This is a genomic window from Ligilactobacillus sp. UO.C109 (assembly GCF_026847815.1).
Classification (GTDB): domain Bacteria; phylum Bacillota; class Bacilli; order Lactobacillales; family Lactobacillaceae; genus Ligilactobacillus; species Ligilactobacillus salivarius.
This window is the reverse complement of record NZ_JAPSFH010000027.1, coordinates 414,674-432,400: the sequence shown is the minus strand read 5'-3', so window position 1 is coordinate 432,400 and position 17,727 is coordinate 414,674. Positions and strand designations below refer to the sequence as shown.

The following is a 17,727-nucleotide window of genomic DNA, read 5'->3' as shown; positions in this document are numbered from 1 at the left end:
TAGTATAGGATAATATTTGAATTTTTAAGCAGAGAAAGTATAGGCTTAATTTTAAAGATGACATTTTAGCTTAGTAATGTTAAAGTTATCTTGATTAAAAAATTTTGAATAAGTTAATTAATGACAAAGGAGCTGGGTTAATGCCTACTACTCAGAAACCAAAGAAAAAGACAACGAAAAGAACACGAAAGAAAAATTTAGTAATAGTAGAATCGCCCTCCAAAGCGAAAACAATTGAAAAGTATTTAGGATCAAACTATAAGGTTATGGCCAGTTTAGGTCATATTCGAGATTTACCTAAGAGTAAGATGGGGATTGATGTTGAGAATGGATATGAACCACATTATATCTCTATTCGTGGTAAAGGTGATGTTATAAAAGAACTTAGAAAAGAAGCAAAAAAAGCTAGTCATGTTTATCTAGCAGCCGATCCGGACCGTGAAGGAGAAGCTATTGCTTGGCATTTATCATATCTTTTAGGATTGAACCCGGAAGATAAAAATCGCGTTGTGTTTAATGAAATAACCAAAGATGCTGTAAAGAATGCATTTAAATCACCACGTTCAATTGATATGAATTTGGTAGATGCACAACAGGCTAGACGTGTGTTAGATAGGCTTGTTGGTTACTCAATTTCACCATTGTTGTGGTCAAAGATAAAGAAGGGCCTTTCTGCTGGACGTGTACAATCAATAGCATTGAATTTAATTATCCAACGTGAAAAAGAGATTCGAGACTTTAAACCTGAAGAATATTGGACTATTGATGCTAAGTTTAAAAAAGGTAGAACTAAATTTGAAGCTGACTTCTGGGGTGTAGATAATAAGAAGAAAAAATTATCTAACGAGAAAGATGTTAAAGAAGTCATTGAAAAGATTGATAAAGATAAACCTTTCAACGTTATTAATATTGAACAAAAAGAACGTAAAAGAATGCCACCATTACCATTTACAACTTCAACAATGCAACAAACTGCTAACAATAATTTGAAGTTTAAAACTCAAAAAACAATGATGGTTGCACAACAATTATATGAAGGTATTAATATTGGACGAGGTGGAGCTGTAGGTTTAATTACTTACATGCGTACTGACTCTACTCGAATTTCGAGTGTTGCTAAGCATGAAGCAGCTGTCTTTTTACATGAAAATTATGGTGAAGAATATGCTGCTTCTAAACCACGTCAGGGTAAATTATCTGAAAATGCACAGGATGCTCACGAAGCTATTCGACCATCATCAGTTGAACGTACACCTGAAAAGATGGCTAAGTATTTAGATAAGGATCAATTAAAACTATATACATTGATTTGGTCAAGATTCGTAGCAAGTCAGATGACACCAGCCGTTTTTGATACTATGCGTGTAGATATAGAACAAAATGGAGTTCAATATCGTGCAAATGGTTCTAAGATGAAATTCCCTGGATTTATTAAGGTATATAAAGCAGCAACAAGTAAAGATAACTTATTGCCAGAATTGAAGGTTGGCGATGAGGTTGACATGGTTCAAAATCAACCAAATCAACATTTTACTTTACCACCAGCTCGCTATTCTGAAGCTACTTTAATTCGTACTTTAGAAGAAAATGGTGTAGGTCGACCATCTACTTATGCACCTACTTTAAGTACAATTCAAAAGCGTTATTACGTGAAGTTAGTTTCACGTAAGTTTGAACCAACTGAACTAGGCGAAATTGTTAATTCCATGATTGAAGAATGTTTCCCTGATATTTTAAATGTTGATTTTACAGCTCATTTGGAAGATCAATTAGATGATGTTGAAGAAGGAAAAGAAGAATGGGTTAGAATTATAGACGAATTCTACCAACCTTTTTCTAAGGAAGTTGACAATGCTCAAGTAAAGATGGATAAGATTAAGATCAAAGATGAGCCAGCAGGAATTGATTGTGAAATTTGTGGTGCTCCAATGGTCATTAAACTAGGTCGTTATGGTAAATTCTATGCCTGCAGTCGTTTCCCAGATTGTCGAAATACTAAGGCGATAGTTAAGGAAATAGGCGTAGTTTGTCCTAAATGCCATAAAGGTCAAATTATCGAACGCAAATCTAAGAAAAATAGAGTCTTCTATGGTTGCTCATTGTACCCAGATTGTGACTTTGTTTCTTGGGATAAACCAATTGGACGTGATTGTCCAAAATGCAGTCATTACTTAGTAGAAAAGAAAACTAAGAAGGGCATGCAAGTTAAATGTAGTAATTGTGATTATGAAGAAGCAATTCAAAATAATTAAAAAGCATTAAGGAGATGAAAATATGACAGCAAGTGTAAATGTTATCGGTGCTGGCCTTGCAGGAAGTGAAGCTGCATGGCAAATTGCAAATCAAGGAGTTAAGGTAAGATTATATGAAATGAGACCACAAAAATTAACTCCAGCACATCATACTGAAAATTTCGCAGAATTAGTATGTACCAATTCTTTAAGAGCAAATCGTTTAACCAATGCTGCTGGTTTGCTTAAAGAAGAAATGCGAACTTTCAATTCTATTATTATGGAGTCTGCAGATAAGCATTCTGTACCAGCTGGTGGTGCGCTTGCTGTTGACCGTGAAACTTTTTCGAAAGAAGTAACAGAAAAGTTACACAATCATCCAAATGTTGAGATTATAAATGAAGAAATTGATGAGATACCAGAGGGATTAACTGTAATTGCTACAGGTCCACTTACATCTGATGCTTTAGCTAAGGATATTACTAAATTTACTGGTAGCGATGGATTGTTCTTCTTCGATGCTGCTGCTCCTATTTTAGAAAAATCTTCTTTAGATATGGATAAAGTTTATTTGAAGTCTCGTTATGATAAGGGCGAAGCTGCTTATCTAAATGCACCTATGACTAAGGATGAATTTTATAATTTTTACAATGAGTTAATTAAAGCAGAAACAGCAGAATTACATGACTTCGAAGACGATAAATTCTTTGAAGGATGTATGCCAATTGAAGAAATTGCTTCTCGTGGTGCACAAACGATGTTGTATGGTCCTTTAAAGCCAGTTGGATTAGAGGATCCACGAACAGGAAAAGAACCTTTTGCAGTAGTTCAATTGCGTCAAGATAACGCTGCTGGAGATCTATACAATATTGTTGGTTTCCAAACTCATTTGAAATGGGGCGAACAAAAGAGGGTATTTTCTATGATTCCAGGTTTAGAAAATGCACGTTTTGTAAGATATGGTGTAATGCATCGCAACACATTCTTATGTTCTCCAAAAGTTATGCAAGCAACATATCAAACAAAGAAACGCCCAGATTTGTTCTTCGCTGGTCAAATGACAGGTGTAGAAGGTTATGTTGAAAGTGCTGCTAGTGGATTATATGCAGGCTTGAATGCTGCTAGAATTGCTCAAGGAAAAGATCCAGTTATTTTTCCTGAAGAAACGATGATGGGAGCAATGGCTCACTATATTACACATGCCTCTGTGAAGAATTTCCAACCTATTAATGCAAACTTTGGAATTGTACCAAAATTACAAGAGAGAATTAGAAATAAACAAGAACGTAATTTGAAAATTTCGGAGAGAGCCATTGATAGGATCAAGAAATTTAAAAATTTAAATTTCGATTAATTTATTAAGCTATTAGATGATAAGTCTAATGGCTTTTTTATTGTATTAATATCATATATAATATAAAAGAATTCGGTTACGGTAATTTATTTAATAAAAAGAGGATGACAAAAGCAAATGTTAGAAACATTGAATAATTTTTTCACTATTTTTGGTGCCAGCATCATAGTACCAATAATAATTTTCATTATTGCTCTATTTTTACATGTTAAATTTTCCAAATCTATAATGAGTGCTTTTTATGCAGGTGTTGGCTTAACAGGGTTCAACTGGGTTATTGCTGAATTCACACCAATTGTAACCAAGATTGTAAGGCAAATGGTCAATAATACTGGAATTAAGTTACCAGTGGTCGATATAGGATGGCAAGCTGGCTCTTTAGCGAGTTTTGGCTCATCTGTAGGAATAACTTTCTTTGTATTTGGCTTAATTTTTGAATTAATTATTTTTGCGTTGGGTATCACTAAGGTTTTTATGGCATCTAATTTATGGAATAATTTTGGATTTATGATTTGGGGAACTTTAGCTTACTATGTAACTCACAATTTTTGGTTATCATTAAGCCTATCTTTTTTCATGTTACTGTATACTTTGGTAATTGCAGAAATTCAAGCTGATAGATGGTCGGAATATTTTGAAATAAAGAATGCAACAGTAGCTTCATTGCATAACATAGAACAGACTATTCCTGCAATTTTGCTGGATCCTTTATGGAACTTGTTGGGATTTAATAAGGTGAAGTTAACTCCGAAAGTTTTCAAGGATAGATTAGGAGTGTTTGGGGAGCCAACGAGTTTAGGGGTAATATTAGGAATAATTATAGGAATTTTAGGTAATTTAAACAATTTAACGGATATAGATGCTTGGGGAGAGATATTAAAGTTTGCAATTCAACTTGCTGCCGTTATGACAATCTTTCCATTAATTACAGACGTTTTCGCTAAAGCATTTATTCCTTTGGCTGATGCGATTGATAGTAGACAAAAAGAGGAAATGAAAGAGAAAACACACCCTAAGAGATGGTTCTTAGGTATTGATGATGGCGTAGGTTATGGAGAACCAGCTACTATAATATCTGGGATGATATTGATTCCAATTATGGTACTACTAGCATTTGTATTACCAGGTAATAGGACATTACCAGTAGTAGATTTAATAGCTTTACCTTTCATGGTTGAGTCAATAGTTGCAATAACTAGAGGTAATATCTTAAAAATAATTGCAAATGGAATTATTTGGTTTAGTTTAGGATTATATGCATCAAGTTGGTTAGGTTCAGTTTATACAGAAGCAGTATCAAATTATGGTGCTACAATTCCAACTGGTGTAGTTTTGATTACAAGTTTTAATCTAATGGCCAGACCATTAAATGCAGTGGTATTTGCGGCATTTATTTCACAAAATCCATTTTGGATAGGGTTATGCTTAGTAACTTATCTCGTATTATTATTTTTACTTAGAAGATATAGAAGTCAGATATGGAGCTATCTAAGAAAAATGTCAGAGAAAAATATAAATTAATATAAATAAAAATTACTCAGATTTTTAAAGCCTGGGTAATTTTTATTTATCTTTCATAATTATATTAGGATTTGGAGCGATGCCTTTTAACAGTACTTCAGTCCATTCTTTAGTAAAAGGGAGGGCTTGTTGATATATTTCAGGTTGGGAAAAGCCGTTAACCATCGCTTGAGTATATGGAAGAAAACGGGAAATTAGAAATATTGAATTCGTTGCATATTGGTTCGCAAGCCTCTAGTATGGCAACAAATTTATTGGTACTTTTACATACAGTTTTAACAATTATTTTAGTTAGTGGAATTTTAGTATCTTACAATGTTAGTTCTATAGATCTTAAAGGTAGTTTGTATTTTGCATGTTCATTAGGATTAGCTAGTTTGTTAGGTGCATCAATAGCTTATCTTTGTGCTCAAATCTTTGCTACAAGCTCACAAACACGTGGAATTTTCTTTAGTATAGTGGGAATATTATATGTACTTAGAGCAGGTACTGATGTTAGTAATTTGACATTATCTAAGTTTAATCCACTAGCTTGGACTTATTTAGGTCATCCTTTTTATCAAAATGATTGGTATTATTTGATAGGATTATTCTTATTAATTTTAGTTGTATTTAGTATTGGTTTGGTGCTTGAAAGTTCACGAGATTTAGGATCTAGTACAATTGCTCCAAAAAAGGGTAAAACTAAAGCTAGTAAATGGCTAGCTACACCACTAGGATTTTTCTTTTACTTAAATAGATCTACTATTATTTCTTGGTTACTAGCTGATGGTGTAATTGCATTAATGTATGGTTCAATTTATGGAGATATTGATACATTTGTCAGCAGTAATAAATTAATTAGTCAAATGTTTGCTAATAGTTCTACAACATCGATTAATTCATTTACTTCTTTAATTATGGTGGTAGCGACAGCAATTGGTTTAGTGATGCCACTAGTAGTTGTTCATAAAGTGCAGTTTGAGACAAATAAAGAACGGTTAGGTTATCTTTTAGTGCAGCGAGTAAGTAGGTTGAAAGTTTACTATTCTAGTTTGATTTTATCTTTATTTTTTGGGACTTTAGCTATACTAATGAATGGATTTTGTTTAGGGATAGCAGCTACTTCATCAATGCAGGCTAATAATGGAAAATTTATTACAACTTGTATTAAAGCATCGTTAAATCAATGGCCATTAGTTTGTTTATTTGTTGGACTAATGTTACTAAGCTTGAGTTTGCCTATATTTGTTGGTTGGTTAGTTTATGGATTATTAGGGTATAGTTTTTGTGTAACATACTTTGCGGTACTGCTTGATTTACCTAAGTGGATGACGCATACTTCGTTATTCAACGTACTTGCTAAAATGCCAATGGAAAAATTTGATTTGATGTCATTTGCTATTTTAACTGGTATAGGGATATTGGCGATGTTATTAGGAGGAATTTTGTATACCCGAAAGGAAATAGTGTAGATAGTTAACTACAGAACAGTTGGATTTGCTTCAACTGTTTTTTTATATATTAAAATCAATAACTTACTTGTAGATTATGGAGAATACGAGTAAACTTGAATTAGTTTTTATTATTATTTTGAAGTTATTTTAATTATTAAAAATAAAGGTGAGGTTAGTATGACAAGACTTTTTTTTGTACGCCATGGAAAAACAGAATGGAATTTAGAAGGTAGATACCAAGGGGCACATGGAGATTCGCCATTATTACCTCAAAGTTTAGAAGAAATAAAGCAATTGTCAGAGTATTTAAAAATATATCGTTTTGCAAAAATATACTCTAGTCCAATAAAAAGAGCATTAGTAACTGCTCAAAAAATAAAAGAAAACCTACCTTATAACGTACGTTTAGAAGCAGACGCTGCATTTTCTGAGTTTAATTTAGGTAAGATGGAGGGGATGAAATTTACTGAAGTGGCAGAAAAATATCCAGCTGAATTAGATGCTTTTAGAAATCATCCTGATAAATATGATCCAGCAGCAATAGAAGGAGAATCGTTTCCTGAATTATTTGCAAGAATGACTCCGAAAATTAGAGATATAGTTAAAAGATATCCTAATGACGATATTTTAATTGTTAGTCATGGTGCTGCTTTATGTGCTGAAATTCGTTATCTCCAGGGAATACCGTTAGAAAAGATTCGTGCAAAGGGTGGATTGGCTAATACAAGTACAACGATTTTACAAACTATAGATGACAACCAAAAATTTAAATGCATAGTGTGGAATAAAACTGATTATCTAAAGAGAGATTTAGATGCAACTGATGTAGTATAAAGTGGTGGTGAAATAGTGGATAAAAACATTAAAAATAAGGCTGAAGAATTAATTAAAGATCTTATACAGAAAATAGATAATAATCCTTATGATGCGCAAGCGTATTATAATTTAGGAGTAGCTCTTAATGATGCTCATTCTTCTGAACAAGCAGAAGAACTATTTAAGAAAGCATTGAATATATTTGTTAATAGCAAAGAAAAATTATCACTTATGCATTATGGATTGGGAAATGTATATTATACTAATTCGATGTATGATAAAGCTATAGTGGAGTTTAAGAAAGTTCAATCTGAAAAGTTAAAACAAGATTCAATGTTAATGATGGCACAGGCATATTACGCTCAAGAAAATTATCCTCAAGCTATGATGTATGCATTAACAGTTTCTGAAAATACAAAACATAATGTAGATGCGATTTCTTTATTAGCATCATGTTTTATGGCTACAGGTGATTTGATTAATGCAAGAAAATACTATTTAAAGGCTTTAGAATATGACAAAGATAGTGTAGAAGTATTGTTTCAATTAGGAGTAATAGAACTTAGTTTGTCAGGAGAAGCAGATAAGTATTTTAATCGAGTTAAGAATTTGGATGATGAATATTACAAAAAAATGCAACAACGTTTGGCAGATGTTCAACGTTTCTTAATGACGCAAAAGAAAGGAAAATCTGATGAGTGAGGAATTAGATCTTTTTGACCAAGAAAGTAATGGTAAGTATCTTATAGGAACAGTAAATGCTGTCTATTTCGAGGCTTCTGATAGTTTTTATAAAGTTTTACAAATCTTGATTAAAGAAACTAATTTCGACTGGGATGATCAGAAAATAACCGTTACTGGAAGTTTTGCTAATATCCAAACAGATTCTTTATATCGATTTGAGGGAAATGTTGTAGAGCATCAACGTTATGGAAAACAATTCCAAGCTGAAAGTTACCAAATAGAATTACCTTCTACAAAAGATGGTGTAATTGCATATCTTTCGAGTGATGAGTTTGTTGGTATAGGTAAAAAGACAGCTGAAAAAATAGTAAAAAAATTAGGTATAGATGCTATTGACGTTTTAAACAATGATATGGATAAATTAGAAGAACTTGGATTATCTGAAAAGCAAAAGGATAGTATAAAAAAAGTTTTAAAGGAAAATTATGGAATTGATAAAATCATAATTGAACTTAATAGTTTAGGTTTTACTAGTACAATGGCTGGAAGGATTTATAATAACTATACAAATAGTACCTTGGAAATAATCCATGAAGATCCATACAGGTTATCCGTAGATATTGACGGAATTAGTTTTACTAAAGCAGATCAAATAGCACAACAATTTGGCTTTGCTAGTGATTCCCCTGGTAGAATTCGTGGAGCTATTTTTCAATCATTATATGATCTGACTTATGCTACAGGAGATACTTATGTTGAGTTAAAACCCTTAGTAACTGAAACCTTAAAGCTTCTTGAAAGTAATCGCAATGAAGCAATTGATCCACAATTAGTTGCAGATCAGTTAATTAAGCTTGCTGAAGAAGATAAAATTAAGTCTGATGATAATAAAGTATACAGTAGGACCTTTTTCAATGCTGAGTGGAATATAGCAGAGAATTTATATCGACTATTGAGATCGGGCAACAGTGATTTACCAAATAATGATGCGTTATTAGATAAACTCTTAATAAAAGCTGAGGATCAATTGGGAATAGATTATGATAGTGAACAAAAAAGGGCGATAAAAGATGCAATTAAATCACCAGTTTTTCTGTTAACAGGTGGTCCAGGTACTGGTAAGACAACAATTATTAATGGAATTGTTGCAGTATATGCTTTATTAAACGACATAGATTTAGATATTGGTAAGTACGATAAAGATAATCCATTTCCAATATTGTTAGCTGCACCAACGGGACGAGCTGCTAAAAGAATGGCAGAATCGACGGGATTACCAGCTTCTACAATTCATAGAATGTTAGGAATAAATGCTCATGATGATAAGTTACCTGAAGATATTCAAGAACTTGAAGGTGCATTGTTAATTGTCGATGAAACATCTATGGTAGATACACTTATCATGGATTTATTGTTAAATAGTATTCCTAGTCATATGCAAGTTATTTTTGTGGGAGATAGAAATCAACTTCCATCAGTACAACCAGGACAAGTATTTTCTGATTTATTAGTTAGTGATACCTTACCTAAAAAAGAATTAACGAAAATCTATAGACAAGGTGAAGGTTCCTCAATAATTAATTTGGCACATTCAATAAAAAATGGAGAACTGCCGGTAGACTTCACTAAAGCACAATCTGACAGAGCATTTATTCCATGTGAAGCTGGGCAATTAACTTCTGCGGTTGAGCAAGTGGTAAAAGCTGCCTTGAATAAGGGAAATAGTAAAGATGATATTCAAGTATTAGCTCCAATGTATCGTGGTAATGCAGGAATTAATAAGTTAAATACTATTTTACAAGAATTATTGAATCCAGCTAAACCTCGACAAAAAGAAGTTATTTTCAATGAGCAAGTATTTAGAATTGGAGATAGAGTTCTTCATTTAGTGAATGATCCTGAAAACAACGTCTTCAATGGTGATATTGGAAAGATTGTGGGAATAAATATACCTAAAACTAAAAAAGATAAAAAGGGTGAACAGATAATAGCAGACTTCGATGGAAATGAAGTGACTTTTGATAAAAAGGATTGGATTAATTTGACGTTGGCTTATTGTATGTCCATCCATAAATCCCAAGGTAGTGAGTTTCCAATTGTAGTATTAGCAATGTTGCCACAATATCAAAGGATGTTTGCTAGAAATTTGTTATATACAGGCATAACTAGAGCTAAGCAAAAATTAGTTCTTTTAGGGAATGTTTCTTCATTTAGACAAAGTGCAGAGATTATCTCTCTCAATAGAAAGACTGGATTATTGAAACGTATAAGAATGGAATTCGGAGTAGAAGGAAAACCAGTAGAAAAAACTGATAATGAAGAAGTTGCCGTAAATAATGACAAAGAACAAGATCCCATTGTTGAAGAACAGGATAAACCGTTCATTTATAATGATGGTATATTGACCATGGATATTATTGTTAATAACAAAGTTGATGCAATGATAGGTATGGATGATATAACACCGTATGATTTTATGAGATAATAAATATTGTTCAAAATGCTAAAAGCCTAGATTTTCAGATGAGTTTTAGAAAATAGTAGCACCAAAAACTGCTAGAAATTAGCGAGGTTAGTGACGTAGTTTCTAACAATTTTTAAGTTTTGAGACTTTTTAGTCAATTATTTAATGCTGCAAACACATTGTATTATAATATGATGTAATGAAAGTATCTAATATCTTATAAAGAATGTAGGGTCTGCCTTATTGGCAGGCTCTTTTATCTTATAAAATAAATAATATGTGTGCAAAATGCGTGCAGACTTTTTTAAAATGTACTAAAACATATGAAAACTAAAAAAACACTTACAAACGTTATTAAGACAAGGTTTATAAGTGTTTTTAAAATTATTTAAATATTGTTCATAAAAAGGAGAGTACAGGATTTGAACCTGCGCACCAGTATAAACTGGCTCGCCGGATTTCGAGTCCGGTGCATTACCACTCTGCCAACTCTCCACAACAGGAATAGTATAGCAAAAAATTATTATTTAAGCAATACTTATCAATTTTAAGAAAAATTATCAATAAAGTCAAAAATAAAATGATATAATCTTCTCAAAGAGGTGTTTATACATGGGAATTCTATTTTTAATATTTGGTATATGGATAGCATGGAAGATTTTAAAAGTTGCAGGGAAATTATTTTATTGGATATTCTGTATTGCACTTTTCGTATGGCTAGTTTCACATATATGGTTACTTGGGCTTATTTTTATTGCAGCTATCGGTGGAATATACTCTCTGGCCAAAAGCTAATTTCTATGAGAAACTAATTCCCAACGAATACTAATATAATTTCCTAAAAAGTCGTCATGTTCTAGTTCAGGTAAAATTTCTGCCAATGAAACGTCGTAATTGACAGGAATTGGATTGACATCATAACGAGGACGACCGTACTTCTCAACGAAATCAGGATTGTTATAAAATTTCATTTCATGTTTGGTGATTGAATAACTATCCGGATTTTTTAATAGGTCTAATTTGAAATGAGGTCTAGGTATTAAACTGTTAGGAATAATATTTAAGTAAACGAAAAATTCTGAAAAATCACCATTTTCAATTTTAAACTGAACAGGACTAATAATAGTTTGTAATGCTGGTGACTTTGCAGGAATCGAAGGTATGTTTTGATCAGGTAAGTATGCATATGATGGATACGAAATATGAATCATATAAATGTATTCGTCGCTTTCGTCAGATACTAAAGCTCCATCAATAATTAGTCTGTATAATTGCATCATCAAAACTCCTTAGTATTAATTAATTGTGATAATAATACGATAATTTTTAGAATATTTCAACTTAACAACCTTGTCGACAATATTGATTCATTCTATAATCTAATAGATAAATATATTAGAGGATGTGTAAATAATTGGAAATAACATCAACAAGTAATAGTAGAGTAAAAGAATGGAAGAAATTAAATACTAAAAAGGGAAGAAAAAAACAAAATAAGTATATTCTTGATGGTTTACATTTAGTAAAAGAAGCACTAAAAGCAAATAAGAAAGTTGAAGAATTGTTAATAACTTCTAAATTTGAACATCTAAATGAAATAGAAATCCCAGATGAAACTAAGGTGATTATGATTTCTGAGGAAGTTTCAAAAAGTATTTCAGAAACTCAAACACCACAAGGAATTTTTGGAATTGTGTCTATTGAAGAAGAAAAAATCACATATCCTCAAAAGGACGTAGGTGCTTGGTTAATGTTAGATGGTGTTCAAGATCCAGGAAATATTGGAACAATGGTACGTACTGCAGATGCTGCTGGTTTCTCTGGAGTAATCTTAGGAGAAGGGTCGGCAGATTTATATAATCCTAAAGTCGTAAGAGCAATGCAAGGGAGTCAATTTCATATTAAAGTTATTAATGATAATCTCTCTGGTTGGATTAGACATTTTAAAGATATGAAGGTTCCTGTTTTTGGAAGTGAACTTAACGAACATGCTAGAGAGTATACTAATGTCGGACAACATACTGATTTTGCTTTAGTTATGGGAAACGAAGGAAATGGAATAAGTAAAGAAATTCTAGAGATGACTTCAATTAATTTGTATATTCCAATAACTAATGCTGAATCACTAAATGTAGCGGTGGCTGCAGGCATATTAATGTTTGCTTTGAAGAAATAAATAAAAAAGTGTTAAGGTGTGCTAAGAATTATTGATTTTTCATAAAAAATCTGTATTATTATCTAGTAGTAGAGTACGAATAGATAATTAGTGAGGTAACGATACTATATGAAAGATAATATTTGGCGTAATGATGAAGAATATATGAGTTATGTCGGGAGCTTGTTGGAAACTAAAGAAGTTCAAAAACTTGCTAATTATACCCAACATCATTTTTCTACTCGTTTAGAGCATGTGATAACTGTTTCTTATGTAAGTTATCGAATTGCTAAGACATTAGGTTGGAATGCTAAAGCTGTAGCTCGTGCAGGTTTATTACATGATTTGTTCTATTATGATTGGAGAACTACAAAATTTGATCGTGGCACACATGCTTGGATTCATCCTAGAATAGCAGTTAGAAATGCAGAAAAATTAACAAAATTAAGTGATTTAGAAAAAGATATTATTATTAAACACATGTGGGGAGCTACATTGTGCCCGCCAAAGTATAAAGAAGGTTATATTGTAACTATTGTAGATAAGTACTCTGCTACAGCAGAATATTCAGAGTACTTAGTACAAAAAGTTGAGAAACTATTTAGAGGAAGAAAAAATAGTACAGCGTTTGACTTTGAAAAAGTAAGTAAATAGTGTAAAATGTCCTTAGGGCAGTATTAGTGGCCTTTGCTATAATGCAAAGGTTATTTTGTTAGATTTATTTACTTCTAGTAACAAATTAGATTTGACTAGTAAAGTATTGATCCAAAAATATATTTGAAAGGAGTGAACTTTATGCCAGTGGATACTGAAAATAAATACACACTTTGTCCTAAATTTACAAAGACTTTTGGAATCTTGGGAAGAAAATGGAACGGTTTGATTATTGAAGTTTTATTGGAAAAAGGCCCTCAAAGATTCAGAAATTTAGCTGATAGCGTTGATAAATGTAGTGACAGAGTGATGGTAGAAAGACTAAAAGAACTTGAAGACGAAGGCTTAGTAGAAAGAATGGCACAACCAGGTAGTACACGTGTCTTATATAAATTGACTCCTCAAGGTGAAGACTTGAAAGAAATCATGTCTGATATTCATAAATGGTCTGATAAATGGTATTCTGTCGAAGATTGTGCTAATAGTTAATTTTATTTCATTGATAAGCCCTTGACTAAAATCAGTAATATAGTTTAAACTAAAAGGCATAATATTAAAGATGTAGATGGAAAAGAGTAAGATAAAGTAATATTTTAAGAGAGAAATTAGTTTTGGTGAGATAATTTCAATATTTTTTATCTGAAGTTCACTTCCGGAATCGCTATCGGAATACGATTTAAGTTGAAAGATAGAACGGTGATGCTACGTTAAAGGCATATTAGAGTGTTGTTGTACAGTTTTGTATAACAAAACAAGGGTGGTACCGCGAGCCTCGTCCCTTTTGGTAGGGATGGGGCTTTTTTATTTGAAAAAGTCAAAGAAAGGAACATAGCAATGAATCTTAAAGAAAAGCTTGCTGAGCTAAAAGAACAAGGATTAGCGGAAATAAAAGAAGCAAAAGACTTAAAGAAAATTAATGACATTCGTGTAAGTTTGTTAGGTAAGAAAGGTCCAATCACTGAAGTTTTACGTGGAATGCGTGATTTGAGTGCAGAGGAACGTCCAAAAGTGGGACAGTTTGCCAATGCAATCAGAGATGAATTGACTCAAGCATTGGCTGATAAGAAAGATGAAATTGAAGTTATAAAAATGGCTAAAAAGCTGGAAAAAGAAACAATTGATGTAACTTTACCAGGTGTGCCAGTAACTACAGGTAACACACATATTATTACACAAATAATTGATCAAATAGAAAAATTATTCTTGGGAATGGGATTCCAAGTTGTTGATGGTCCTGAAGTAGAAGAAGATCATTATAACTTTGAAATGCTTAACTTACCTCAAGATCATCCAGCACGTGATATGCAAGATACTTTCTATATTACTGAAAAGATTTTAATGAGAACTCAAACATCTCCTGTCCAAGCTCGTACAATGGAAAAACATGACTTTAGCAAGGGACCACTTAAAATGATTTCTCCAGGTAAGGTTTACCGTAGAGATACTGATGATGCAACTCATTCTCATCAATTCCATCAAGTAGAAGGATTAGTTATAGATAAGCATATTACTATGGCTGATCTAAAGGGTACTTTGCAATTAATCGCACGTACCATTTTCGGTGAAGATAGAGAGATCAGAATGCGTCCAAGTTATTTCCCATTTACAGAACCATCTGCTGAAATTGATGTTTCATGTTTTAAGTGTAATGGTAAAGGTTGTTCTGTATGTAAATACACTGGATGGATTGAAGTTCTAGGTGCTGGAATGGTACATCCTAACGTATTGGAAATGGCAGGAGTAGATTCCAATGTTTATGGTGGATTTGCATTCGGTTTAGGACCAGATAGATTTGCAATGTTGAAATATGGTGTAGACGATATCAGAGAGTTCTATCTAAATGATGTTCGTTTCTTAAGTCAATTTTCACAGAAGGGATAGTATAAAATGAAAGTTTCTACAAAATGGTTAAACGATTATGTAAAAGTAGATGATTTAGCTGTTGAAGAATTAGCTGAAAAAATTGAAAGAACAGCAGTCGAAGTGGATGAAACATACAGACTTGAAGAAGGATTAAAAAAGATTGTTGTCGGTAAAACTTTAGAAGTTGTAAAGCATCCAGATTCCGATCACTTAAATATTTGTCAAGTTGATGTAGGTGAAGATGAACCAATTCAAATCATATGTGGAGCTCCTAATATTGCTGCTAATCAAAAAGTTATCGTAGCACTTTCAGGTGCAAGAATTGCCGGGAATGTTAAAATTAAGCGCGGTAAAATGAGAGGTCAAGTATCTAATGGTATGATTTGTGCTTTACAAGAAATTGGCTTTTCAGAAAGTGTTGTTCCTAAAGCATATGCTGACGGAATTTATGTATTACCAGAATCTGCTGTTCCTGGGGAGCCCGTATATAATTATCTAGGAATGGATGAAGATATAATTGATGTTGATGTAACACCTAACCGTGGTGATATGTTAAGTATGCGTGGAGTTGCACGAGATGTAGCTGCTGTTTATGGTAGAGAATTGACTTTACCAATGGGAACTGTTAACGAAGACGATGAATTACATATTGAAGACTATTTGACAGTAAAGGCAGATAAAGAATTGGCTCCAGCTTATAAATTGCGAGTTATTGATAACGTTACTGTTAAACCTAGTCCTATGTGGTTACAAAAACACTTATGGAATGCTGGTGTAAGACCTATTAATAATGTTGTTGATGTTACTAACTACATTTTGATGGATTATGGTCAACCACTTCATTCTTTTGATTACAACAAGATTAATTCAAAAGAATTAGTAGTAAGATTAGCTGAACAAGGAGAAAAAATCACAACTCTAGACGATCAAGAACGTGAATTGCAATCTGGAGATATTGTCATTACTAACGGTAAGGATCCAATTGCTTTAGCTGGTGTGATGGGTGGAGCTAATACAGAAGTTGATGACAATACTACAACCGTAGTACTTGAATCTGCAATGTTTGATTCATCAAGCATCAGAAAAACTTCTCGTCGTGAAAATCTTCATTCCGAAGCATCAATGCGTTTTGAAAGAGGAATTAATCGTGGAACAATCGAAGAAGCATTAGATTATGCTGCTAATTTGATTGCGGAATTAGGCGATGGTAAGGTAGCTACTGGAATTGCGCAAGAACAAGATATAGATGTTCAAGATACTACAGTAGAAATTTCCTTAGAAAAAATAAATAATGTCTTAGGAACAGATTTATCAGTTGCTGATGTGACAGATATTTTTGAACGTTTAGGATTTAAGGTTGAAGAAAATGCTGGCGAATTTGTTGTAAATGTGCCTCCGTTTAGATGGGATATTAGCATTCCTGCAGATTTAATAGAAGAAGTAGCACGTATTTATGGTTATGACAATATTCCAGCTACTTTACCAGTAGGTCCAACTACTCCAGGGCACTATACTTACGAACAACAAGTAATTCGTAACACACGTGCAATTCTTGAGGCTTCTGGATTAACACAAGCTATTTCTTATGGGCTCACAACTAAAGTTAAAGCTGAAAGATTTGCTTTTGAACCAGCAATGAAGTCAACAGAATTAGATTTTCCAATGAGTTCTGATCATACAACAGTTCGAATGAACCTAATTTCTGGATTATTAGATGATGTTTCATACAATAAGGCTAGAAAAGTTGAAAATGTAGCTCTCTACGAACAAGGAAGAGTATTCTTCAGAGATGAAGATTCAGAACGACCAAGAGAAGTGGAACATGTTGCTGCAGCTATGACTGGATTAATTGAAGATGCAACTTGGCATGATAAGAAACGTCCGGTTGACTTCTATGTAATTAAAGGAATTGTTCAAAATCTATTGGATAAAGTAGGAGTAGGTTCTAGAGTTATTTATACAGCTACGGCAGAACATGAGGAAATGCATCCAGGACGTACAGCAAATATTTATATTGATGGTGAATTTATTGGATTTGTTGGTGAAGTTCATCCAACTTTAGCTAAAGAATACAATTTAGATAGAGTTTATGTATTTGAATTAGACTTACAAAAAGTTATGGCACTTTCTAAAGATCCTGAAGTTTATGAACCAGTATCTAAATTCCCTACAATTAAGCGTGATATTGCTTTACTAGTTGCTGAAGATATTCAAAACAGTGATATCATTAAAACAATCAAAGAAAATGGCGGGGCTAACTTAGCATCTGTAAATATCTTTGATGTTTATGCTGGTGAAAAGATTGACTTAGGATTCAAGTCTTTAGCTTATACTTTAACTTTCGAAAATAAAGAACGTACATTAACGGATGATGAAGTAAATAAAGCATTTGATAAAGTAGTTAATAAATTACAAGAAAATTATAAAGCTGTAATTCGTTAAGATTAAGTACAGAGTGTCGTTGAATCAAGAATAGATTTGACGACATTTTTTGAGAGTTTAATAATAAGACAAAATTCTAAATATAGATGAAAAAACGTATTAATTTT

13 protein-coding genes, 1 tRNA gene, 1 pseudogene and 1 other annotated feature are annotated in these 17,727 nt (G+C 32.6%); of the genes and pseudogenes, 12 read left to right on the top strand and 3 right to left on the bottom strand.

The genetic code is table 11. The annotated features are described in order from the left end of the window. The first annotated feature begins 140 nt into the window (after nt 1-140). From topA to OZJ21_RS06310, 3 genes are all read left to right on the top strand, one after another. A complete protein-coding gene (gene topA, locus OZJ21_RS06320; protein WP_268857577.1) occupies nt 141-2,252 on the top strand; it encodes a type I DNA topoisomerase in 2,112 nt (703 codons plus the stop codon). Between the two features lie 22 nt (nt 2,253-2,274). Beyond that, on the top strand, nt 2,275-3,585 hold the full coding sequence (gene trmFO, locus OZJ21_RS06315; protein WP_268857576.1) for an FADH(2)-oxidizing methylenetetrahydrofolate--tRNA-(uracil(54)-C(5))-methyltransferase TrmFO: 1,311 nt from the start codon (nt 2,275-2,277) through the stop codon (nt 3,583-3,585). A 117-nt stretch (nt 3,586-3,702) separates the two neighbouring features. Beyond that, nucleotides 3,703-5,106 (top strand): PTS transporter subunit IIC, encoded by a 1,404-nt coding sequence (locus tag OZJ21_RS06310; RefSeq protein ID WP_081534187.1) that lies wholly within the window; start codon nt 3,703-3,705, stop codon nt 5,104-5,106. A gap of 42 nt (nt 5,107-5,148) precedes the next feature. On the opposite strand, the pseudogene OZJ21_RS06305 reads toward OZJ21_RS06310, so the two are convergent. Continuing rightward, a pseudogene (locus tag OZJ21_RS06305) lies at nt 5,149-5,283 on the bottom strand (TetR/AcrR family transcriptional regulator); the annotation flags it as partial. A 62-nt stretch (nt 5,284-5,345) separates the two neighbouring features. On the opposite strand from OZJ21_RS06305, the gene OZJ21_RS06300 reads away from it, so the two are divergent. The 4 genes from OZJ21_RS06300 (at nt 5,346) to recD2 (ending at nt 10,527) form a co-directional block, all read left to right on the top strand. After that, nucleotides 5,346-6,560, top strand: coding sequence for an ABC transporter permease (locus tag OZJ21_RS06300; protein WP_268857575.1), 1,215 nt, complete (start codon nt 5,346-5,348; stop codon nt 6,558-6,560). Between the two features lie 159 nt (nt 6,561-6,719). Next, the gene (locus OZJ21_RS06295; RefSeq protein ID WP_087448732.1) at nt 6,720-7,376 is read left to right on the top strand and encodes a histidine phosphatase family protein; all 657 of its coding nucleotides are present in this window, start codon (nt 6,720-6,722) and stop codon (nt 7,374-7,376) included. 15 nt (nt 7,377-7,391) lie between these two features. Then, entirely contained in the window at nt 7,392-8,060 is a 669-nt protein-coding gene (locus tag OZJ21_RS06290; protein WP_086201531.1) for a tetratricopeptide repeat protein, read from the top strand. Then, a complete protein-coding gene (gene recD2, locus OZJ21_RS06285) occupies nt 8,053-10,527 on the top strand; it encodes an SF1B family DNA helicase RecD2 (protein ID WP_087448730.1) in 2,475 nt (824 codons plus the stop codon). The genes OZJ21_RS06290 and recD2 overlap by 8 nt, the downstream gene beginning before the upstream one ends. Before the next feature lie 386 nt (nt 10,528-10,913). Here the strand turns inward: recD2 and OZJ21_RS06280 are convergent. Next, nucleotides 10,914-11,001 (bottom strand) — tRNA-Ser (locus OZJ21_RS06280). Between the two features lie 296 nt (nt 11,002-11,297). Further along, the gene (locus OZJ21_RS06275; protein WP_242510448.1) at nt 11,298-11,783 is read right to left on the bottom strand and encodes a hypothetical protein; all 486 of its coding nucleotides are present in this window, start codon (nt 11,781-11,783) and stop codon (nt 11,298-11,300) included. 137 nt (nt 11,784-11,920) lie between these two features. Between OZJ21_RS06275 and OZJ21_RS06270 the strand changes: the two genes are divergently transcribed. From OZJ21_RS06270 to pheT, 5 genes are all read left to right on the top strand, one after another. After that, nucleotides 11,921-12,682, top strand: coding sequence for a TrmH family RNA methyltransferase (locus OZJ21_RS06270; RefSeq protein ID WP_069469316.1), 762 nt, complete (start codon nt 11,921-11,923; stop codon nt 12,680-12,682). Nucleotides 12,683-12,790: 108 nt separating this feature from the next. After that, nucleotides 12,791-13,315 (top strand): HD domain-containing protein, encoded by a 525-nt coding sequence (locus OZJ21_RS06265; protein ID WP_268857574.1) that lies wholly within the window; start codon nt 12,791-12,793, stop codon nt 13,313-13,315. Nucleotides 13,316-13,456: 141 nt separating this feature from the next. Then, nucleotides 13,457-13,804 (top strand): winged helix-turn-helix transcriptional regulator, encoded by a 348-nt coding sequence (locus tag OZJ21_RS06260; protein WP_003704358.1) that lies wholly within the window; start codon nt 13,457-13,459, stop codon nt 13,802-13,804. Between the two features lie 64 nt (nt 13,805-13,868). Next, nucleotides 13,869-14,098, top strand: a binding site (T-box leader). A gap of 51 nt (nt 14,099-14,149) precedes the next feature. Continuing rightward, nucleotides 14,150-15,196: a phenylalanine--tRNA ligase subunit alpha gene (gene pheS, locus OZJ21_RS06255; protein WP_003700137.1), complete on the top strand. Its 1,047-nt coding sequence runs from the start codon at nt 14,150-14,152 to the stop codon at nt 15,194-15,196. Nucleotides 15,197-15,202: 6 nt separating this feature from the next. Next, a complete protein-coding gene (gene pheT, locus OZJ21_RS06250) occupies nt 15,203-17,620 on the top strand; it encodes a phenylalanine--tRNA ligase subunit beta (protein WP_268857573.1) in 2,418 nt (805 codons plus the stop codon). Nucleotides 17,621-17,727 lie beyond the last annotated feature (107 nt).